Here is a 20,818-nt window from a genome sequence, read left to right on the forward strand (position 1 = left end):
AGTGGTTTATTCTCAATTTGGAAAAAGGTTTTTGGACGTGGTGCTAGCCACTCTTATGCTTCTTATCCTTTCTCCCTTCTTTATCCTGATCTTTTTGATTTTGGGGATTCACCACAGAGGCAATCCATTTTTTTATCAGGAAAGACCAGGGAAGGGATCTCATATTTTTGAAATAATCAAATTCAAAACCATGAGAGATGGAGTGGATAATAATGGGGATCCATTGCCTGACGAATATAGAATTACCGCTCTTGGAAAATTTATTAGAAATACCTCTTTGGATGAGATTCCGCAATTACTCAATGTGCTCAGAGGGGATATGAGTCTGGTAGGCCCCCGACCTTTGCTCAAGGAATATTTAATCCTCTATTCTCAGGAACAGTCCCGAAGACATCTGGTGAGACCGGGAGTGACAGGCTGGGCCCAAATTAATGGAAGAAATGCGATATCTTGGCAAAGAAAATTTGCTTATGATACTTGGTATGTAGATAATATTTCGTTTGGCCTTGATGTTAAGATTTTATTTATCACTCTTTGGAATGTATTAAGAGGAAAAGGAGTAAGCCAGCAAGGGCATGTCACGGTAGGTAGGTTTACAGGTAATAATTAAAGTTTAGGAGAAACTAAATGTTAGGAGATATTTTATTCAGCAGCATTAAATTTTTCTTTTGATTCAGTTTTCGAAAAAAAATTATTGTTTTTTAGCAATAATTAATATATGTGTATACATTTAGCGGTCACTAAGTCATCCTAACCTCCACTAGTAGAGCGTGAAGAATTTAAAAGTTTCTTTTTTATGAATTTTTTATCCAGATTAAAAATCCTTCCCAGATGGATTATTGTAATCTTAGATTCTTCTATTCTCTTCTTTTGTTCCCTCTTTGGCTATCTGGTTAGATTCAATTTTGACCCTGTTGCCATTTCAAAATCCAATGCTTTTGCCGGGAGCCTTACATTCATGCTTGGAGGCCTTTTGGTTATGCAAAATACCAAGAGCTATGAAGGAATAGTCAGGCATACGGGCTTTAGGGATGCAGGAAATATTTCAAAAACCATCCTTATAAATTTTATCATTTTCCTCTTCTTGAATTTCTTTCACGGGAGTTTTTTGAATGAGAGGTTTTTGCCACCCACTTCTGTGTTAATCATTGCCAGTTTGTCTGGATTAATTAGTTTGATCTTCTACAGGCTTTTGGTAAAGGAGATTTTTGTCTATTTGAAAAGTGGAGTTTCTGAAAAGAAGCTGCTAAGGAATGCTATTATTTTCGGTGCAGGTGAGGCAGGGATTATTGCCCAGGAAGCCATTAACAGAGACAGTAAAAGTTTACTTAATGTGGTGGCATTCTTTGATGATGACCCCAAGAAGGAAGGCAAAAACATTGATGGAAAGAGGATATATAGAGGTTTGGATAATCTGGAAAAATTATCCAAAGAGCAGAATGTAAAAGATCTAATCATAGCTGTAAGGTATCTGTCTGTATCCCGAAAAAAACAGATCATCGATGAATGCCTAAGACTAAATGTATCTGTATCCATGGTTCCACCTGTAGATCAATGGATCAATGGAGGTCTAACAGCGGGAGAAATCCGGGAAATAAAAATTGAGGATCTTCTGAGCCGGGAACCAATCGTCTTGGATAATCCAAGAATTGAAGAAGATATAGCCGGAAAAGTGGTTTTGGTCACAGGAGCGGCCGGTTCCATTGGTTCTGAGCTTTGTCGCCAAATCAGCTATTATCATCCTAAAGAATTGATCCTTTTGGATATAGCAGAGTCACCTTTATATGACATTGAGCAGGAATTCAAGCAAAACTATCCTACTTGTCCCATAAAAATTATTTTGGGTGATGTAAGGAATAAAAGGAAAATGACCGAGGTATTCAGGGAGTTTAGACCTCAGGTAGTCTTTCATGCCGCTGCTTATAAGCATGTCCCTATGATGGAAAATTATCCTGAAGAGGCTATTCATGCCAACGTAATCGGCACCAAAATTCTTGCAGATCTCTCTGTTTTGGCAAAAGCGGAGAAGTTTGTCTTCGTGTCTACGGATAAAGCAGTAAATCCCACCAATGTCATGGGTGCCAGTAAAAGGGCTGCAGAAATGTATGTGCAGGCCTTAAATGAGTTTCTTGAAAAAAATCATCGCCAACCGCATACGAAATTTATCACAACTCGATTTGGAAACGTTTTAGGTTCAAATGGATCGGTAATTCCTCTTTTCAAAAAGCAAAATGAACAGGGTGGACCTATCACCGTCACTCATCCGGATATCACCCGCTACTTTATGACTATTCCAGAGGCCTGTCAGTTGGTGTTAGAAGCCGGCGTAATGGGAGAGGGAGGAGAAATTTACGTTTTCGATATGGGTGAACCAGTAAAGATTCTGGATTTGGCGAAGAAAATGATTCAGTTGTCGGGGAAAAAAGTAGATCAGGATATTAAGATTGTTTTTACCGGTCTAAGAGAAGGGGAGAAGCTTTTTGAGGAATTGCTCAATGATTTTGAGACAGTGAAAATCACCCATCATCCGAAAATTAAAATCGCTCAGGTTTTACCTTCTTCCTTCAAGAAAATCGAAGGTCAAATAGAGTTATTTCAAGAATTGATCACGAAAAATTCTGAAACGGACATCGTCAGGCATTTGAAAGTATTAGTGCCGGAATTCATTTCCAACTCCTCCCGTTTTGAGGTTTTGGATAGAATGAATTGAGATTTAAAGTATCAAGTATCTGGTATCAAGTATCTGGTATAAAGTAGAACAATTTAGAATCAATTGAGCTGCAAGAGATTGCGGCTTTTTTTTTGCCCAAAATTCCGGCAGCTTAATAGACCAAAATTACCAATTACCAATTACCAATTACCAAAAACCACCTAATAACCAATAACTAAATAACGAACACCCAATAACCAATTTCTCGTCCTGCTTTCTACCTTTGCATCACTTTAAGGATAAATACCTTACCCATGAAAAAAGAATTTTCCCTCAAGCTCAGCCCAGAGGAGGCCTATGATCCTGAGCTTTTCCAGCAAGCCGTACTCAAAAGGGCAGGTTTAACTCCAGATTTTCCTCAAGTCTTTGCCAGACAAACCCGTAGATCCATTGATGCGCGTGGCAGAAAAGTCATCGTGAATGTGGAGGCTGATTTATTTATCAACGAAAAGCCCGGTTCTCTTCTTGATCATTCACCTGATTATCCCTTTGTGGGAAATGCTGAAGCATTGATTATAGTTGGGGCAGGTCCCGCAGGCATGTTTGCAGCCCTTAGGGCTATCGAACTTGGGATCAAACCCATCCTTATCGAAAGGGGGAAGGATGTCAGGGCAAGAAGAAGGGATTTGGCCGCGATCAACAAGGAGGGAATTGTCAATCCTGACTCCAATTACTGTTTTGGAGAGGGTGGGGCAGGCACTTATTCAGACGGCAAGCTTTACACCCGTTCTAAAAAGCGGGGAGACATCCGGAGAATCATGGAGATTCTAGTGACTCATGGCGCTACAGAGGAGATATTGGTCGATGCTCATCCCCATATTGGGACCAACAAATTGCCTGTTTTAGTTGCCAAGCTCCGGGAAAGCATCTTGGAAGCGGGTGGAGAGATTCATTTTGAGACCCGGGTGGAAGATTTGATTATCAAAGAAGACGAGATCAAAGGAGTAATCACCCAAGCAGGAGATCAAATCCATGGAATAGGTGTTATTTTAGCTACAGGACATTCGGCAAGAGATATTTTTCAGCTTTTGGACAGAAAAAAGGTATTTATCGAAGCTAAACCTTTTGCCCTAGGCGTACGCATAGAGCACGCCCAAAACCTAATTGACCGAATTCAATACCATTGTGAAGTGGATCGTGGGCCCTATTTGCCAGCCTCATCCTATTCTTTGGTTCATCAGACACAGTTTCAAGGAAAGCAAAGAGGGGTATTTTCCTTCTGTATGTGTCCTGGAGGATTTATTGTACCTGCTGCCACGGCCCCCGGAGAATTGGTAGTGAATGGGATGAGCCCAAGCCGTAGGGATTCCCGATTTGCCAATTCGGGCATGGTCGTATCGGTGGAGTTGGAGGATTTGCCCCAATATCAAAAATACGGCCCATTGGCAGCCATGCACTTTCAGGCTGAAATCGAGCAAAAGGCATGGGAACTGGGAGGTAAAACCCAAACCGCACCTGCCCAACGCATGGTGGATTTTGTGAAGAAGCGGGTAAGTACCTCTCTTTTGGACACCTCTTATCAACCAGGTTTAAACTCGGTGGAAATGCGTGAAGTATTGCTCCCATTTATCGCAGAGCGCATGGCCATGGCATTTACGGCTTTTGGGCAAAAGATGAAGGGCTATTTTACCAATGAAGCTCAAATCATCGGAGTGGAAAGCCGAACTTCCTCACCGGTAAGAATCCCGAGAGATCGTGAAACCTTCGAGCACCCACAAATCAAGCGGCTTTATCCTTGCGGAGAGGGGGCGGGCTATGCCGGAGGAATTGTCTCCGCAGCCATGGATGGAGAAAGATGCGCGGAGAAACTGATTGAGGCATACGCGAAGAAGTAGGGGAGCTTTGTCGGATGACAGATGTCCGTTGTCCGGTGTGGGATGATCCATGTTTGGTGAGACGGATGGAGGTAGGGTTTTAATGGAAAACTACCCAAAATAAGGGTTGAGGTCCTAGAATAGGTCGTAAATCGTCATTAAAAGGGCTTCAAATGGCACGGAAATCAAAAAAGGAAGATTGTCATTTTTCGTCAATCAATCCCCAATAAACAGACAAATCCCTACTTTTAGCCATGGAATTTGCCATTGTGGATATTGAGACTACGGGAGGTTCTCCTGCTTCAGGGGGAATCACCGAGATAGCTGTTGTGATCCATGATGGAGAAAAGATTACCCATGAATTCCAATCTCTGATCAATCCCCAACAGTCAATTCCCCATTATATCACCGGTCTCACCGGAATTGACCAATCTATGGTGCAGGACGCGCCCACTTTTACTGAAATCTCCGAAGAGCTTTGGAGTTTGCTCGAAGACCGGGTTTTTGTTGCCCATCAAGTCAATTTTGACTTTGGGTTTATCCGCGCAGCCTTTCAAAAAGAAGGAAGAAACTTGACTAATTCAAAGCTGTGCACGGTAAGACTAGCGAGAAAAGCCTTTCCGGGACTCCCATCTTATAGCTTGGGCAGGATTTGTGAAAATCAGCGCATCCCTATCCTTGCACGCCATAGGGCTATGGGAGATGCCAAAGCAACCGCGATTCTTTTTGACCGAATGATCCGTCAGCAAAGCGAGGTGATTTATTCTTCTCTGAAAAAAAGGGCTGGAGAAAACCACCTTCCACCCAATTTTTCCCCTGCCCGATACCGGGAAATTCCGGAAGCATGCGGAGTCTATTACATGCTCAACTCCTTCGGAAAGGTGATTTATGTGGGAAAAGCCAATAATATCAAGGAAAGGTTTAAGGGCCATTTTTCAGGAAATATTCATCCTCATCTCAAGCAGCAACTAAAAGCCGAAATAACCGACTTGCGCTGGCAATTGACCGGATCGGAGATGATGGCCTTGCTTTTGGAGGCTTTGGAGATCAAAAAACTCTGGCCCAAGTATAATTCAGCCCTAAAGCTGCCTAAGACACTTTGGGGGATTTTTGATTATCAGGATTCTTCCGGGTATTTGCGGTTTCAGGTGGCGAAGGTGACCAAGAATCTCCGTCCTTTGGAAACCTTTTTTTCTTCAGAAGAAGCCCTTTCCTACCTCAAATCGGGTATTGATTCCTTTCAGCTCTGCAAAAAACTCAGCGGTTTGCGAAAAGTAACTTGTGAGACCGTTCAGGATGAATTCTGTCAAGGTGCCTGCAAATCCGAAGAATCTCCAAAAAACTACAATGCTCGAGCTAGGGAGTTTATCGCTTTGATTCGGAAAAGTAAATTGGACTTGATCATCGAACTTCCGGGAAGAGAGAAAGCAGAAAAGGCGGTCTGCTACTTCGAAAATGGAATGTTGAGTAGGTTTGGGTATCAACTGGATTGGGAAGGGGATATCGACTCTTTGGAGGTGGTGCCCAAGATTCCCGAGACTTTTTATATTCTCAGGCAGTTTTTGCCCAAGCTGGATCAAGAGTCTATTCGGATTTTGGAAGGGGAAAAGATCCCTGCCAAAGGAGAACCCCAATTAGGTTTTGGTTGGGATTGGTAAAAAGGGATAAGAAATCAACGTTTCCTGATCCCTTATCCCTGTATTAGATTTTAACTATTACCCAGCTTTTCCTTCCAGCATGAGGAGGAAAGTGTATTCCAAAGCCAATTCTTTCAAAGCATTGAATCTTCCCGAGGCTCCACCGTGACCCGCTTCCATATTCGTGTGAAGGAGGAGGTGGTTGGAGTCGGTTTTCAATTCTCTGAGTTTGGCTACCCATTTGGTTGGTTCCCAATATTGGACCTGAGAATCGTGCAAACCAGAGGTCACCAGCAAATGCGGATAATCTTTGGCCTCGACATTATCGTAAGGAGAGTAGGAGAGCATATACTCGTAATACTCCTTATTCTTAGGATTTCCCCATTCCTGAAACTCTCCTGTAGTCAAGGGGATGCTTTCATCCAGCATGGTAGTTACCACATCTACAAAAGGAACGTTAGCAATGACTCCATGGAACAATTCCGGCCGCATATTGATCACCGCCCCCATCAGTAGTCCACCGGCACTTCCTCCCATGGCATACATTCGGGAAGCACTTGTCATTTTTTCAGCAATCAGCTTTTCTCCACAGGCAATAAAATCGGTAAAGGTATTTCGTTTTTTCAGGAGCTTGCCATCTTCATACCAAGGCCTTCCCAAATCTTCACCTCCCCGAATATGAGCTATCGCAAAGACAAAGCCCCTGTCCAATAAGCTCAGTCGGGTACTGGAAAAATAAGCATCCATGCTGAATCCATAGGACCCATAGGCATAGAGTAGAAGAGGATTACTTCCATCTTTTATGAAAAGGGATTTTTTATAAACCAGAGAAATGGGAACCTGAGCTCCATCCTCGGCTGTTGCCCAAATCCTATGAGCCTGATAGGCTTCAGGATCATAGCCTCCGACAATTTCCTGCTGTTTGAGCAGAAGTTTCTTTCGGCTAGGCATATGATAGTCAAAGGTGGAGTTGGGAGTAGTCAAGGAAGTGTATCCAAATCTCAGCATATCTGACTCAAACTCCGGATTGATGCTGATCCATGCGGTGTAGGTTTCCTCTTCAAAATCCAGAAAATGACCTTCCCCATCCCAAGGTTTGATATGAATCCGCGTCAATCCATTTGATCTTTCCTGAGTGACCAAATAGCTTGAGAAAAGCTCGAAATTTTCGAATAGGACATCGGATCTGTGCGGAATTTCATCCTGCCAATGGGCTTTGTCCGTCTGGGTGACTGGAGTTTTGACCAGTTTGAAATTAGTCGCCTGATCGTTGGTTCGGATCCAAAAATAATCTCCATAGTGGTCAGCTGCGTATTCCAGATGGGGAATACGGGCCTGCAATAGTTGGAATTCTCCGGAAGGATTATCCGATTTGAGGAATCGCATTTCGGAGGAAATGGTGCTGGAGGAGTGAATGAAAATGTAGTCCTCCGATTTGGACTTGTGAACTGCACAGGTAAATTCCTCATCCTTTTCCTCAAAAATCAGGATATCTTCCTCAGGCTTTGTGCCCAAGACATGCCGATAAATCTGAAAGGAGCGAAGGGTTTGTGGATCCTGTTTGGAATAGAAGATAGTCTGATTATCTGCCGCCCAAGTCAAATTTCCCGTTACATAAGGAATGGATTCGGAGAGGATTTCCCCTGTTTCAAGATTTTTAAAATGAATAGTAAAAATCCTCCTTCCCACTTCATCGGCAGCAAATGCCAGCATTTTTTGATTGGGTGAAGAGGAGGTTCCGCCGACTTGGTAATAGGCTTTTCCTTTTGCCAATTCATTTACATCCAAAAGTACTTCCTCAGGACCTTCCAAACTCCCTGCCTTTCGGCAATAGATGGGATATTCAGCTCCCTGTGTGTATCTCACATACCAATAAAATCCCGATTTGAAATAGGGTACACTTTGATCATCCTCTTTGATTCTGCCCTTCATTTCCTCAAAAAGCCGGTTTTTGAATTCCTCTTTCGGCTTCATGATTTCTTCCAAATAGGCATTTTCTTCATTGAGGTAGGAAATGACTTCCGGGTTTTCCCGCTCATTCATCCAATAGTAAGGGTCCATTCGTTTGTGGCCGTGGATTTCCAGAATTTTCTCTTTTTTTGGCGCTTGAGGTACTTTCATTTTGGATAATTTTTGGATTGCAAGGATAAGGAAAAAATTCCCCCTTGGAATAGAAACTAAAGTGAAAAAGGACTAAAAAGGGATTATTGTTTCAATGCCTTCGCTTTTTCAATTGGCTTAAAAATGTTAGGCGTTTATAAAAATGAGTCAAAGATAGATTGCCTGGCTTTTTCCAAAATTTCAGAGTTCAGTCTCTTTCCCCAAAATGATAAAATAAAGCGCAGTTTTTTGTAGATGAATGCGAAATAGCTATTTTCCGAATAATTAAACCATCATCAACCTAACCATTCACCTTATGGGATTTATTAAAGAATTCAAGGAGTTTGCCGTCAAAGGCAACGTGATCGACCTAGCAGTCGGTGTGATCATCGGTGGAGCATTCGGAAAGATCGTATCCTCCTTTGTTAATGATATCGTAATGCCTCCAATTGGCTTAATGCTAGGAGGAGTTGATTTCAAAGATCTTACGCTAACTCTCAAGGAAGCAACAACCGATGCAGCTGGGGAAGCAGTAGCTGCAGTGACTTTAAATTACGGGATGTTTATCCAAAATGTAGTGGATTTTGTCATCGTTGCCTTTGTGATTTTCCTTGCCATCAAAGGGGTAAATAAGATGAATAAAAAGAAGGAAGAAGCACCGGCACCACCTCCGGCACCGCCTGCGCCTACTCCATCAGAAAAGCTCTTAGAAGAAATTAGAGACTTGCTGAAGAAGCAATAAAAAATGGCCCGGAGCATATAATCAGGGCCATTTTCATTTTTATAGAAAGCAATTTGGCTAAAGACCACCTCCTCCGCCACCTCTCTGCCTTTGATAAAGCTGTCGGGTAAAATCTCGGGCGATATTGTTCAGCATCAGGATTTGTTTGGCTGTCAACACTCCAGAGGCTTTTTGAACAAACTGCTGCTCTTCATTCAGCATGGCTTGCTGCAGTTCAAATCTTTTTTTGATCCGGTCTTTGGCTTGTTCTTCTGATATGGATTCTGTATTCCGATTGAGCTCAGCTATTTGCCGCATGGTAGCTTCCCTTTTGTCGTTGTACTCGTTGAATATGGGCCAAAACTTCTCAGCCTGCTCTGGCTTAAGGTCAATCCGCGTTGTGATAAAGGCTATTCGGGCTGCCTGAAGCTTTTCGGGGTCGATTTGTCCCGGTCGCTGTGCAAAACTTTCCCAAGAGAGCAGAAGCATGATCAGGGTGATGAGTATAGATTTTATATTTTTCATTTTATTTTCATTTAGGTTCAGTTTAGAACCAGTTTTCTTCTTCGTAGTAGAAAAGACCATCTTCAGGCATTTCCTCGGCTATGATTTCATCTAAGATAGAATTGGGGTCTTCTGCCATGCTGAGTACATCCTCGGCTGTCCATTGATTGCTTTCTATGTACAGCATAGCTTCTTCATCGAGGCTGAGTTGCTCATTTTGATTGGAGACAGAGCTCAGTTGCCACCAACCCAAGGAGAGAATCAGAGCTGCAGCTGCTGCATACTTGATCCATGGATTGGATTTTTTGGCCGAGGCTTTTTCCAGAATCCGGTCCGGAAGCTGCTCAAAGTAACCCTCAGGTGCTTTGAATTCCTTGAATTTAGGTAACTGTTCCATCTTTTTTTAGACCCGTTTGTAGGCCGTAGGTTTATTCTTGTAAGACAAAATGCTCAATTTTTTTTACTGCATGGTGAAAACTTGCCTTCAAAGCTCCCACACTTGTCCCTGTTATTTCTGAGATCTGCTCATAGCTGAGATCTTCCTGATGCTTCAGGTTGAATACCAACCTTTGCTTTTCCGGAAGAAGAAGTAGGGCCTTTTGGAGTTTGAGCTGGATTTGATCACCGTTGAAATTTCCGGGTTGATCAAGATAGGATTCCAACCTTTCCTGATGGTCGTCTATGGAAAAAAAGAAACGCTTCTTCTTTTTTTCCAGAAAGGTGAGGGTTTCATTCGTCGCTATCCGGTAAAGCCAGGTAAAAAGGGATGAATTCCCTTCAAATTTCTCCAAATACCGATAAGCTTTGATAAAGGTGTTTTGGGTCAGGTCATCTGCATCCTCATGGATGAGTACCATTCTTCGGATGACGTGGTATACTTTCTTTTGATAAGTTTCGATCAGTAGCCGAAAACCCAGTTCTCGCGTAAACGGAGAATGAATTTGGTCCAGAATTTTTTGATCGATTTCTTTCATTGACCCCGTTTGGACTGCTTGAAGAGGCTAAGGTTTAATCTGAAAAAAAATGAGTCGAAAAATTCGACTCATTGTACTTGTTTCTTTTTAGATCTCCAGGATGTAATCCAGAATCCCTGCATTTTTTCCTTTGGGACGGGTGACAAGAAGAGGAAGACTGTCATTGTATTGGATCAATCGCTCGGCCATACTGCCAATAAAAAGTGCTGTGGCGGCTGTTCTTCCCTTAGCCCCGATAATGATTCCATCCACATTTTGCTCCAGAGCCATATTTACGATTTCTTGCACCGGATCATCGTCATCGTCTTTGGTATAAATGGGGATAATTTTCAAGCCTTTGGTATCGATCCTCCGGATAAACTTCTTGTAATTGATCTCGGCATGCATCCGCATGATCTCGGTGAATTCCTCATAGCTTTTACCTGTGAAATGATATCCAGTGGGCACGCTGAATACATTTTGGCAGATAATCTCCGCATTTCCCCCGTGTTTTTCCACGATCATGATTGCCTCCTCGAGGGCATCTTTGGAGTATTCGGAGAAGTCACTCGGTACCAGCAGTCTGTTGATTTTTGGTTTGGAGCCTTCAGGTACAATCAGGAGGGAACAGCTTGCTCGTCTTGCCAATCGCTGAGAAGCCACGCCTGTTCCTGGTAAATCGACTTTTCTCCCGATCAAAATCATGTCTACAGACTTTTCTTCGGCGAGTTTGAGGATCTTTTTCGAAAGGTTACCTTCTTTGACCACGTAGCTGATGGAGATGCCTTTGATCTTAGGGAAGTGCTCCTCTACCAATTTTTCCATGGCTTCCTTTCTTTCGTTGACCATGTTTTCTACCAGATTGGGAAATTCTTCCAAAATCTCCTTGGGGATAGAAAGGTTTTTGATGACGTTGGTAAAGTATATTTTTTTGGTTTGATTGACTTTAGCGATAAAAGCTGCATGCTCAATCAGGGTCTGGTCAAGCGGGGTTTGATCGAGGCAAACGATCATTTTTTTAATCAGGTACATGGCAAGCGCGGTTTTGCAATGCAAATTTACATTGACACAAGTAATCTATTCAGAATTTGGCAAAATATTATTTTGAATTTTTATTCTCACTCTTGCTCAGGGCTCAATTTTGAATTTTGAACTAGGTTTAATGAAAAATAAAATTTGGTAATGGTGGAAAGTAGGCCCGTTACAAAAGAATAAATGAAGTTCTTATTTGCTATAATTTCTCTTTGCCCAAACTCCTTCCTGCCAAAATCGTATATTTGCAGTATCCGGGCCGTCGACATGTTCGAACTTCACAATTAAAAAACAATTCCGAGTGAAGCCCTCTCCAAAAACAGGCCTCATCCCGCATCTGCGGGACCTCGCACAAAAAGCAGGATAACAGTGGAAGTTTGCGGTTTTAAGGCAGCTCAAATCTTGTCTATAAAAGAGGTTTCGTAACACTCTAAGGCCCGGATTTTTTAAACAGCTTTTTCAAATAGTCCCATTCCTCTCTGCCCACATTCAAAGCCATGGACATGACTCCGTAAATCCCCAGGATAAATAGGCTCTTGAAGAAGATATTGATTATTGGGGCTGCACTTTCTATCCCATGTCCGCTCAGAGAAAGAACCATGGATCCGATAAATAAAATCCGAAGTGTATCCCAGCTAAAAGGGTCCAGACGTAATTTCCACTTCAAGTAACCATATTTGATCCCATTGAAAATCAGCATGACTAAAGCTGATCCTATGGCAGCTCCATTGATCCCATAGATAGGAATCAGCCAAAAATTGACCGCGATGATGAGGACACTCATGGCGATAGTCAAAATCAGATTGAATCGATAATATTTGGAAAAGACCAGGATCTCAGAGTTGATGGAAAAACCCACGTCGAATATTTTTCCCAAAGCGATATAGAAAACCACCCACTTTCCCGCTTGATAGATTTCCCGGTTGGGAACAAAGTGGTAAATCTGATCAATATTCCCCCAAATCAGAGCAAAAATCAGCAGGCAGATGTACAGCTGACGGTTGGATATCTGCCGGTAGAGATGGTTGATCTCTTCGATTCGGTCTTTGGCAAAATGATCCGCAATCACAGGCATAGCCACCTGAGAGACCGCCCTTCGGGGAAGTTCGATGACCAAAGCCATGTAAAAGGCAATGGAATAGATGGCATTGGCTTCGAGTCCCACCATGGCACTGACCATGATGCTGTCGATCTTCATGATAAGCGTAGAAGCAGCTGTAGCCAAAAAGGTGATCAGGCTAAATTTCAGAAAAGAGCTTCTAAATCCCGTGGGGAAGTTTTTCCAACGAAAGTCCAAAACCAGCACTTTTCTCCAGACCAGAAAAATCAGAACACCTGCAAATGCCAAACCATAGACCACAATCAAGCCCAGCATCACCTGCTCAAAATCAATCCAATCCAGTAGGTAAAGACAAATCAGCACTGAAGTCAAAAACCGAAGAAAAACCTCCCGAAAAAAGGTGGGTACAGCCACTTTCAGAAAAGATCGGGCATAGGCATCCATAACGCTACCCAATAGGGCAAAAAGGGTGATCAGCAGGACTATTCCCAAGAAATCAACAACCTCTGGAGAATTGATTGCAAAGACTTGAATCACTTCCTCTTTAAATCCCAGAAATAAAGCTGCGACCACCAAAAATCCCAGAAGTGAAAAAGCTAATCCATAGCTAAGAAAGGCGGATTGATTGGATTCGAGTTTGGGAAAATATCGGGTGATGCCATGTCCGACTCCCAGTTGGGCAAAGGGTACAAACAAAAGCGCTAAATCCTGAATGGTCCGGAAGATTCCCAGTTCGTTGGCATCAAGCGCGTAGGGATAGAGCCAAAGGACATTGACATAACCGATCAGGACACCCAGGTAAGAAAAAACGGCAGTGAGAATGCTTTGGCTGGCGATTTTGCCCATAGGCTAAATGTATCAAAAAAATCAGAACCTGAAAATTGATCGCTTAGGGCTTGGCACATTTATCACAACCCGGCTGGGTTTTGGGCTTGACCATAAACTTCCGGATCAAAAATACGGCTGCGGCCAAAACCAACAATCCGACGATTAATTCCTGCCACATGGTTTAAGATAGAATTTGGTAGGTGATGAATGCGGTCAGATAGGCCAGTCCGGTCATGTAAATAGTCTGAAGAATTGGCCACCTCCAGCCTTTGGTTTCTCTTTTTACCACTGCCAGCGTACTCATACACTGCATGGCAAAAACATAAAACACCATCAGAGAGAAGGAAGTTGCAACATTGAAGGTTTTTTCGCCGGTATTGGCATTCACTTGCTGTGCCAGTTTCTCACGAATGGTCAGTTCGTCTTCCACATCACCCTCAATGCTGTAAATGGTAGCAATGGTGGATATGAACACTTCCCTTGCCGCAAAAGAGGTAATCAAGGCAATCCCAATTTTCCAGTCGTATCCCAAGGGTCGAATTACAGGTTCTATGGTCCTGCCCATGATTCCGATAAAGGAATTTTCCAAAAGTAAAGAGCTCGTCTCTGCCTCTATAGCGGCTATTTCTTCTTCTCCTCTTGCTTGCTCAAGCCTTGCTTCCCCTTCAGCCCGGATTTGGTCCATCCTGCTCGGAGGACCATAAGAGGCAAGGACCCAAAGCAGAATGGAAATCGCTAGAATTACTTTTCCTGCCTCAAAAACGAAGGTCTTGGACTTTTCGATCATGGTAAGTCCAACATCCGCCCATCTCGGTAGTCGGTAGGGAGGCAACTCGGAGAGTAGGAAGCTTTTTTCATCTGTTTTCAGGATAAGCTTCAAAAAGAAGGAGGTGATCAAAACCCCGATAATTCCCAGCAGATAAAGACTCAAAAGTGCCAAGGCCTGCAAATTGACAAAGCCCATCACGACTTCATCCGGTACCGTAAGACCGATCAAGATGATATAAACTGGAAGTCTCGCCGAGCAACTCATCAGGGGAGTTACCATGATGGTGATCATTTTTTCCTTCCAGTTGGAAATATTTCGTGTAGCCATGATGCCCGGTATGGCGCAGGCTACTCCGGAGACAAGCGGCACGATACTTTTGCCATGAAGCCCAAAGGGTCTCATCCATCGATCCATCAAAAAGACCACTCGGGACATGTAGCCCGTATCTTCCAAAATGGCCAAAAACCCAAAAAGAAGGGCGATTTGAGGAATGAAAATAACCACTCCGCCTATTCCCGGGACAATACCTTCTGCCAACAAGCTGGTCAAGGGACCTTCCGGTAGCCAGCTGACAAGTCTTGTGCTGATGTCTGCAAAGAATCCATCAATCCAGTCCATGGGATAGGAGGCCCAAGTGAAAATGGCCTGGAAAATCAGCAAAAGGATCAAACCAAAAATGACATATCCCCAAACGGGGTGGAGGGTAAGCTGATCAAATTTGGATTTGGGCTTGACCTCTTCCCTTTTTGCCACAGCTTTGGTCACCAAATCGGTGATTTTCTTGTATCTCAGCTTTGTTTCTTCAAGTTGAGCTTCTTCCAAGTTAAATTGAATGGAATCCAAAAGGTCTGAAATCCATCTCCTTTCTTCGGCAGGCATGGCCTTGTCCTTGGACCCAAATCGGATCATCTGATAGGCCTGGTAGTGGTTTTCAAGCTGAAATCTCTCTGCTACCCTATCCAGAATCTCAACGGGAATCACTTGGCGGATATCCACAAAGGTGGAGGCTTTGGAGAAGTTTTTCTCTCCAATCAGCTGCTTGACCTGGTCAAGTCCCTTTTGGCTTCGGGCATCGGTAGAGACGATTGGCACACCCAGAGCTTTGAAAAGCTCATAGGTTTTGATCTCAATTTTTCGCTTTTCAGCGAGATCAGACATATTGAGGATGACAGCAAGATTGACCCCGAGGTCAATCAATTGTGAAGCTAGAAAAAGCCCTCTGGAAAGTTGCGAGGAATCAATGACCATCAGCACAAAATCTGGTCTATCTTCGATCCGTGTGTGGTTTAGGACCCGATGGGCGATGATCTCGTCTTCTGAGTTGGGAAAAAGACTGTAAGTACCGGGAAGATCTACAATCTCAAAAGTCGCTTCACTTAGATGAAGTAAGCCGGTTTTTTTGTCTACCGTTACTCCGGGGTAATTTCCGATTTTTTGATTTAAACCAGTCAGGTAGTTGAAAATCGTGGATTTGCCAACATTGGGATTCCCGATGATTGCTACTTTTTGGGTACGTGTGGTAGAGGAAAGAAGGGCTTCAGACATGGGCTTCAGATCAGTTCGACTTGGATTAATGCAGCCTCTGATGTTCTGAGCGCCAGAAGCGTCTCTTCCATTCGGAATGCTTTAGGTCCACCGGATGGGGCTTCATGCTGCAGGGTGATTTTTTTTCCGGGCAGAAATCCTAATTCCATCAAATTCAATTTCAACGGGGAGGGAAGAATTTCAATGATTTTTCCGGTTTGATCTATCCTGAGCTGATCAGCTGTCATTGGGCGATTTTTGGGCTTAGTGCCGCAAAAGTAGGTGTATTTGGAATGAATCTAAAGAAAAATAAAGAAGATTTTTGTCAGTTTTTTGAACGAACGCTTAAAATCTCATTTGAGATTTGGAATGTTTCTCCATTTTCCAGCACTAGGTTAAAGCTGAGTTTTAGCTCCAGGCTTTTTCCGGGGTCTTTTATCAAGCCTACTTTTAGAAAATCTTCCAATATCAGGGTCAATCCTTCTCCTATGAACTCGTCAATTGGAACCAGCGAGGAACTGAAAAAACTATTCATCCCAAAGAATTCTGAAAGTTCCTGACCTACTTCCCATCGGGTTCCATCCCCAAGGATTACCTCCTCCTGATTGATGATCCGCAGGTCGATCAGCTGCTTGTCCACTGTAATCGGAGGAGGGCTGCATGCATAGGCTACTCCAAGATTCCAGTTGAAATTGGAAGACTTTTCAGCTGAAGAAATCAGGTCAAAATCCTTGATTCGAAATGCCTTTACCACTTGGTCGTATGGCTGATTTAGACTGGGAGTGATTTGTTGCCCACCGGTGGAAAATGTCAGAAGCTCGAAAGACCGGATTCTGGCACTCTGCTCGGGAAAAGTCGGATTGCATCCACAGGGGTTGTTGCAGAGAATCCCACAACCTCCAGGGGCCAAGGCCAAGAATGCAAGCAGAAGAAGGGTCAATCCCGATTTTTTCGAAGCCATCTGTAAATCAGTAAGTAGGTAAAGATAACTTCCTCAAAGGCTTAAAGTTATATTAATACGAAAATTTCTTGAGCTTAGAATGAAGCCTTAAGACTTAAGGTAAAGTTCCTTCCGGGAGCCACAATTCCCGAACTGTATGGTCTGTAGCGCAGATTGCCGATATTTTCCACTCCTCCATTAATCTGCAAAAAAGAAAAGGCCTGATAGGAGGCATTAAGGCTAAAGATCGTCCAAGCCGGTGAATAGGGATTTTCGTTTTCATCCAAAGCATAAATGAAGGTTTTGGATTTCTCTTCTTCTGGCATATTCTCAAATGACCGTTCTGCACTGTATTGAGAGCTAAGTTCAACTCGAAGATCTTTATGGGTATAGGTCAATCGGGTGAGTCCAAATGCCGGAGCCGCATGACGGGAAGGACTTTGGGTGGCATCGTCCAATTCTTCCGTCCCTTTCTGCCAATTGTATCTGGAGGTAAGAACCCAGTTTCGGGATATTGCCCATTCGAAGCCCGCTTGAATCCCATAGACTTCGGTGAATGCTGCGTTTTGTATGGCCAAGACTTGGCTGAGCTCTCCGTCGTAGATGATTTCATCCTCTCCGTTGAGCTCGAAGGGTCTTCGGACCAATGCATTGTCTAGGTAAGTAACAAAGCCTGTGAGGTCGATTTTGACCTTGTTTTGAAAATGCTTGTTCAGATTGAGTTCAAAATTATAGGCATATTCTGGTTTCAAATCAGGATTGGGAACCACCGCAGCGCCGGGTTCTGAATCAAAAATTTTTCCGATGTCATCTACATTTGGAGCTCTGAAGCCCGTGGAGAAAACAGGGGAGATGGACAAGCTTGGCTCCGGAGTGTAGACCAATCCAAGATTTCCGGTAAGGGATTGATTTTGTTGACTGGCTTTACTGAAGGGTAGGGGAAAAAACTCCGTGTTGTTTCCAAAATCTGCATCCAGACTTACCCAATTGTAGCGCAAGGCAGTCTGAATTTTCCATTGAGAAGAAAGCACTCCAAAAAAGTTGCCATAAGCGGCCAAAGAGGCCCAATTCGAATCGGGGTATCTGGCCGAGGCTTTTTGAGATTCTCCTGACTCTATATTTCTCTCCGAGCCGGTGGATTCTACCCGATTAGTTACCCCTTCCAGTCCGTAGGTAAAATAATTCTCATTTTTTAGACTTTTGAAAAAATCCGCATTGAGAGAGTAGGCATTCACTTTTTCTCTTCGGTCAAACTCCAAGACGCTTTCAAATCTCCTGTCGATACGACTTTCCTCGAAGTATTGCTGCGCAATAATCACCTTTACCTGATCAAACCATTTGTTTTCGGCCTGATAGGTCCATTTCAGATTATTCATCATCCAAACCTGAGGACCATAATCCCATCTGGCAAATCTTAGTTTTCCGTTTCTCTCTTCCAGCAAGCGGTCATACCTCGGGATATCAGAGGTTTCGGAATAGTGAAAACCATAGTCCCAAGTAGATCGATCATTGGGTTTCCATTGGACTTTTTGCATGAGGTTCAGTTGCTGATATCCGCTTTCTACCTGCACCAATGGGTCGGGATTGGTGATTTCTACATCTTGTCCGTCAATCTGATCGGCATATTTGAGTCTGAGATAAGAATCTGGACCTCCTGAATTTCCCATTTTTAGATCACCATAGTCAAAATGGGTAGCACTGGTGACAAACTTCCACTTTTTACCTCCATAGGACAGGTCTGCATGGAATGTTTTTTCAGAATAGGCAGATGAAAACCGGCTGACTACATTCCCTGAAAGTCCCTGAGTTTGGGGTTGGAGAGTTTCAAAATTCATCACTCCGCCGATGGCATCGGATCCATACATGACCGAGCCGGGCCCAAATAGAATCTCCGTATTGGCTAGGGAAAATGGATCGAGGGAAATGACATTTTGAAGATTTCCGCTCCGGAAGATGGCGGTGTTCATTCGTACTCCATCCACGGCGTAGAGGAGGCGATTGGCAGAAAATCCCCGGATCATTGGGCTTCCTCCTCCCAGTTGACTTTTTTGAACAAATACCTCACCGGAAGAGCCCAGCCAATCGGCAGTGTTGGCAGGGTTTCGGATGGAAAGCTGTTCAGGATTGAGCCGAACTATTTTACTGGATACTTCTTGGCTGTTTTGTTCCCACCTGCTGGCAGAGATGACTGCAAAATCCAATACCAGAGGACTGATTTCCAGTTCGATTACTCCATTCATCGATTGGATTTGAGCCCAAGAAAGTTTCAGGGATTCATAGCCCATCATCTGAACTTGAATGGCATTTATATCTTCAAACGTTGACAAATCCGCCTGTCCTTTTGCATCAGTAAGTCTGCTGATTCCCAGCTCCTGAGAATAAATCAATACCCCTTCGATCGGCTGACGGCTCTCCTTGTCAACGACACGAATGCTTTGGCCAAAGCCAAAAGAAGTGAAATTCAACAAAAGGAAGGTGAAAAGAAGGAGTCTTTGCATAGCTAGGCGCAAAGCAAAAGTAAGCCGCGAATTAATCCAAAATATTTTATTCAGATGGAATAGAATGGGCTTTTTGGTAGCAATTGCTTCTTCTTGATTTGTTCTTATTTCAAAAAAAAGAAGGAAAGCACCAGGCTCAGGTACATTTCCTGAGCCTTGGAGACTTTCCTTCTTCGGATTTAAGGAGGGTGGACTTAGGCTTTTCCTCTCAGCATCAGATTCCAATACATAAATGGTAGACCATATTTTTTCAGCAACCACATGCTGTACTGCTCTTTGGTAGTGTCGACGAAGGTCGAGATCATCGGATCGCTATCCTTCACATTGTCGTATTTGAACTCGCAAAGCAGCATTTTGCCGTAGCCAGTGACGATAGGGCAGGAAGAGTATCCTTCGTAAGATTTGCTTCCAGCTTTACCGGATTGGATAAGTCTAAGCAGATTTTCAACCAGGACAGGTGCTTGCTTACGGATCGCTGCCCCGGTTTTGGCTGTAGGCAGATGGGCCACGTCTCCGATGGAGAAAATATTCGGATATCGCTTATGCTGCATGGTATGAATGTCCACATCTATCCAGCCTTTTCCAGGGCCTTCCTGGATGGAAATCTTGGAATCGCGGATAAACTTTGGAGCCGCCTGAGGTGGGGCCAGGTGCAGCATGTCGTAATGCACTTTGATTTCTGTTGCTCCAGTCAGCTCTTCTCCTAGAGGATTTCCCTCCATGATGGTACAGTTACTTTCGCCCGGTTTGGAATATTGAAAGTAGATTTCCTGCTTTTCGGGATCAATTTTGATTGGCGCGTAGAAAGGTTTGAAAATGATGTCCCGATCGTGAATGATTTTATTCAGCGTCTTGGCAAATTCCGGAACGCCAAAGATGACCGTTCCAGGGGTGGCAAAAAGGACATTGGTTTTATCACGGATTCCTTTCTTTCGGAAATAATCCTCCGCCATATACATGATCTTTTGCGGAGCACCCCCGCATTTGATCGGAGTGGTTGGCTGGGTAAACACTGCATTTCCGCCTTTGAAGTTTTGAAGTACTTCCCAAGTATGCTCTGGATCGGTGTAGTTGGAGCAAACCACCCCTTTGTCCATGGCCTCAGTAAGCCCGGGCAATAGTTCTGGTGCCATGACCAAACCGGGAACTGGAATCAGATAGTCGTAGGTAAAATCTCCGGAATTGGCAGTAGATACCTGATTGAGATCCGGGTCTATCGCAGTAGCCTTATCCTTGATCCAATCTACTCCCTTCGGGATGTAGTCTACTTCATCTCTTTCAGTTTCTTTGAAATCGAAGGCACCAGCACCAACCAAGGTCCATGCAGGCTGATAATAATGTTTTTCAGAAGGTTCGATCAATCCAATATTCAGAGAAGAATCCTTTCTTTTCAGTTGGGCTGCGATGGTGATCCCGGCAGTTCCTCCGCCAATGATCAAAATTTGATAATGTTTCATTTGAATAAGGGTTTCTTCTGGAATTTTTGATTTTTGGAAATAGAGGAAGGAAAACTCTTTCACCTTTTTCCGCAGAATCTGATCCAGTCAATTAGTCCTGGGTTTTATTAACTGGAAGAAAGGTACTTAGCTCCTTTATTAAAATTGGTGATAATTGTCACCTTTTCGCCTGATCTTTTAAAAGAGATCAGGGAAGATGAAGAATGGTTTTTCCAAGTGACATTTATCACTAAATTCGTATGTGTCCCCAGGACATTTTTGCAAATTGTTT

General features: G+C 43.5%; 17 protein-coding genes. 5 read left to right on the forward strand and 12 right to left on the reverse strand.

Features of this window, described 5'->3' with window-relative positions; genetic code table 11:
* Position 1: 1 nt before the first annotated feature.
* From AAA942_RS00530 to AAA942_RS00545, 4 genes are all read left to right on the forward strand, one after another.
* Complete coding sequence (locus AAA942_RS00530) at positions 2 to 610, forward strand: sugar transferase (protein WP_338218268.1); 609 nt, start codon at positions 2 to 4, stop codon at positions 608 to 610.
* Between the two features lie 186 nt (positions 611 to 796).
* A complete protein-coding gene (locus AAA942_RS00535) occupies positions 797 to 2,710 on the forward strand; it encodes a polysaccharide biosynthesis protein (RefSeq protein WP_338218269.1) in 1,914 nt (637 codons plus the stop codon).
* Between the two features lie 254 nt (positions 2,711 to 2,964).
* Positions 2,965 to 4,545 carry an NAD(P)/FAD-dependent oxidoreductase gene (locus tag AAA942_RS00540; RefSeq protein WP_338218270.1) on the forward strand — a complete coding sequence of 527 codons (1,581 nt, stop codon included), beginning with the start codon at positions 2,965 to 2,967 and terminating at the stop codon, positions 4,543 to 4,545.
* 233 nt (positions 4,546 to 4,778) lie between these two features.
* Positions 4,779 to 6,182: an exonuclease domain-containing protein gene (locus AAA942_RS00545; protein WP_338218271.1), complete on the forward strand. Its 1,404-nt coding sequence runs from the start codon at positions 4,779 to 4,781 to the stop codon at positions 6,180 to 6,182.
* Between the two features lie 57 nt (positions 6,183 to 6,239).
* On the opposite strand, the gene AAA942_RS00550 is transcribed toward AAA942_RS00545, so the two are convergent.
* Positions 6,240 to 8,282 (reverse strand): S9 family peptidase, encoded by a 2,043-nt coding sequence (locus AAA942_RS00550; RefSeq protein WP_338218272.1) that lies wholly within the window; start codon positions 8,280 to 8,282, stop codon positions 6,240 to 6,242.
* 295 nt (positions 8,283 to 8,577) lie between these two features.
* Here AAA942_RS00550 and mscL point away from each other — a divergent pair, with 295 nt between their 5' ends.
* Entirely contained in the window at positions 8,578 to 9,003 is a 426-nt protein-coding gene (gene mscL / locus AAA942_RS00555; protein WP_338218273.1) for a large-conductance mechanosensitive channel protein MscL, read from the forward strand.
* 57 nt (positions 9,004 to 9,060) lie between these two features.
* On the opposite strand, the gene AAA942_RS00560 is transcribed toward mscL, so the two are convergent.
* The 11 genes from AAA942_RS00560 to AAA942_RS00610 form a co-directional block, all read right to left on the reverse strand.
* Entirely contained in the window at positions 9,061 to 9,507 is a 447-nt protein-coding gene (locus AAA942_RS00560; protein ID WP_338218274.1) for a hypothetical protein, read from the reverse strand.
* 22 nt (positions 9,508 to 9,529) lie between these two features.
* Positions 9,530 to 9,883 (reverse strand): hypothetical protein, encoded by a 354-nt coding sequence (locus AAA942_RS00565; protein ID WP_338218275.1) that lies wholly within the window; start codon positions 9,881 to 9,883, stop codon positions 9,530 to 9,532.
* Between the two features lie 31 nt (positions 9,884 to 9,914).
* Positions 9,915 to 10,460, reverse strand: coding sequence for an RNA polymerase sigma factor (locus tag AAA942_RS00570; RefSeq protein WP_338218276.1), 546 nt, complete (start codon positions 10,458 to 10,460; stop codon positions 9,915 to 9,917).
* Positions 10,461 to 10,547: 87 nt separating this feature from the next.
* Complete coding sequence (locus AAA942_RS00575) at positions 10,548 to 11,471, reverse strand: universal stress protein (protein ID WP_338218277.1); 924 nt, start codon at positions 11,469 to 11,471, stop codon at positions 10,548 to 10,550.
* A gap of 430 nt (positions 11,472 to 11,901) precedes the next feature.
* Positions 11,902 to 13,377, reverse strand: coding sequence for a lipopolysaccharide biosynthesis protein (locus tag AAA942_RS00580; protein WP_338218278.1), 1,476 nt, complete (start codon positions 13,375 to 13,377; stop codon positions 11,902 to 11,904).
* A 43-nt stretch (positions 13,378 to 13,420) separates the two neighbouring features.
* Positions 13,421 to 13,537, reverse strand: coding sequence for a FeoB-associated Cys-rich membrane protein (locus AAA942_RS00585; RefSeq protein ID WP_338218279.1), 117 nt, complete (start codon positions 13,535 to 13,537; stop codon positions 13,421 to 13,423).
* A 3-nt stretch (positions 13,538 to 13,540) separates the two neighbouring features.
* Positions 13,541 to 15,673, reverse strand: a complete 2,133-nt coding sequence (feoB, locus tag AAA942_RS00590; protein WP_338218280.1) for a ferrous iron transport protein B — start codon at positions 15,671 to 15,673, stop codon at positions 13,541 to 13,543.
* Positions 15,674 to 15,678: 5 nt separating this feature from the next.
* A complete protein-coding gene (locus AAA942_RS00595; RefSeq protein WP_338218281.1) occupies positions 15,679 to 15,900 on the reverse strand; it encodes a FeoA family protein in 222 nt (73 codons plus the stop codon).
* Positions 15,901 to 15,977: 77 nt separating this feature from the next.
* Positions 15,978 to 16,613 carry a hypothetical protein gene (locus tag AAA942_RS00600; protein ID WP_338218282.1) on the reverse strand — a complete coding sequence of 212 codons (636 nt, stop codon included), beginning with the start codon at positions 16,611 to 16,613 and terminating at the stop codon, positions 15,978 to 15,980.
* A 74-nt stretch (positions 16,614 to 16,687) separates the two neighbouring features.
* Complete coding sequence (locus AAA942_RS00605; RefSeq protein ID WP_338218283.1) at positions 16,688 to 19,090, reverse strand: TonB-dependent receptor; 2,403 nt, start codon at positions 19,088 to 19,090, stop codon at positions 16,688 to 16,690.
* A gap of 194 nt (positions 19,091 to 19,284) precedes the next feature.
* Positions 19,285 to 20,547, reverse strand: coding sequence for an NAD(P)/FAD-dependent oxidoreductase (locus tag AAA942_RS00610; RefSeq protein ID WP_338218284.1), 1,263 nt, complete (start codon positions 20,545 to 20,547; stop codon positions 19,285 to 19,287).
* Positions 20,548 to 20,818: the final 271 nt, after the last annotated feature.

Source organism: Algoriphagus sp. oki45 (assembly GCF_036245605.1).
Classification (GTDB): domain Bacteria; phylum Bacteroidota; class Bacteroidia; order Cytophagales; family Cyclobacteriaceae; genus Algoriphagus.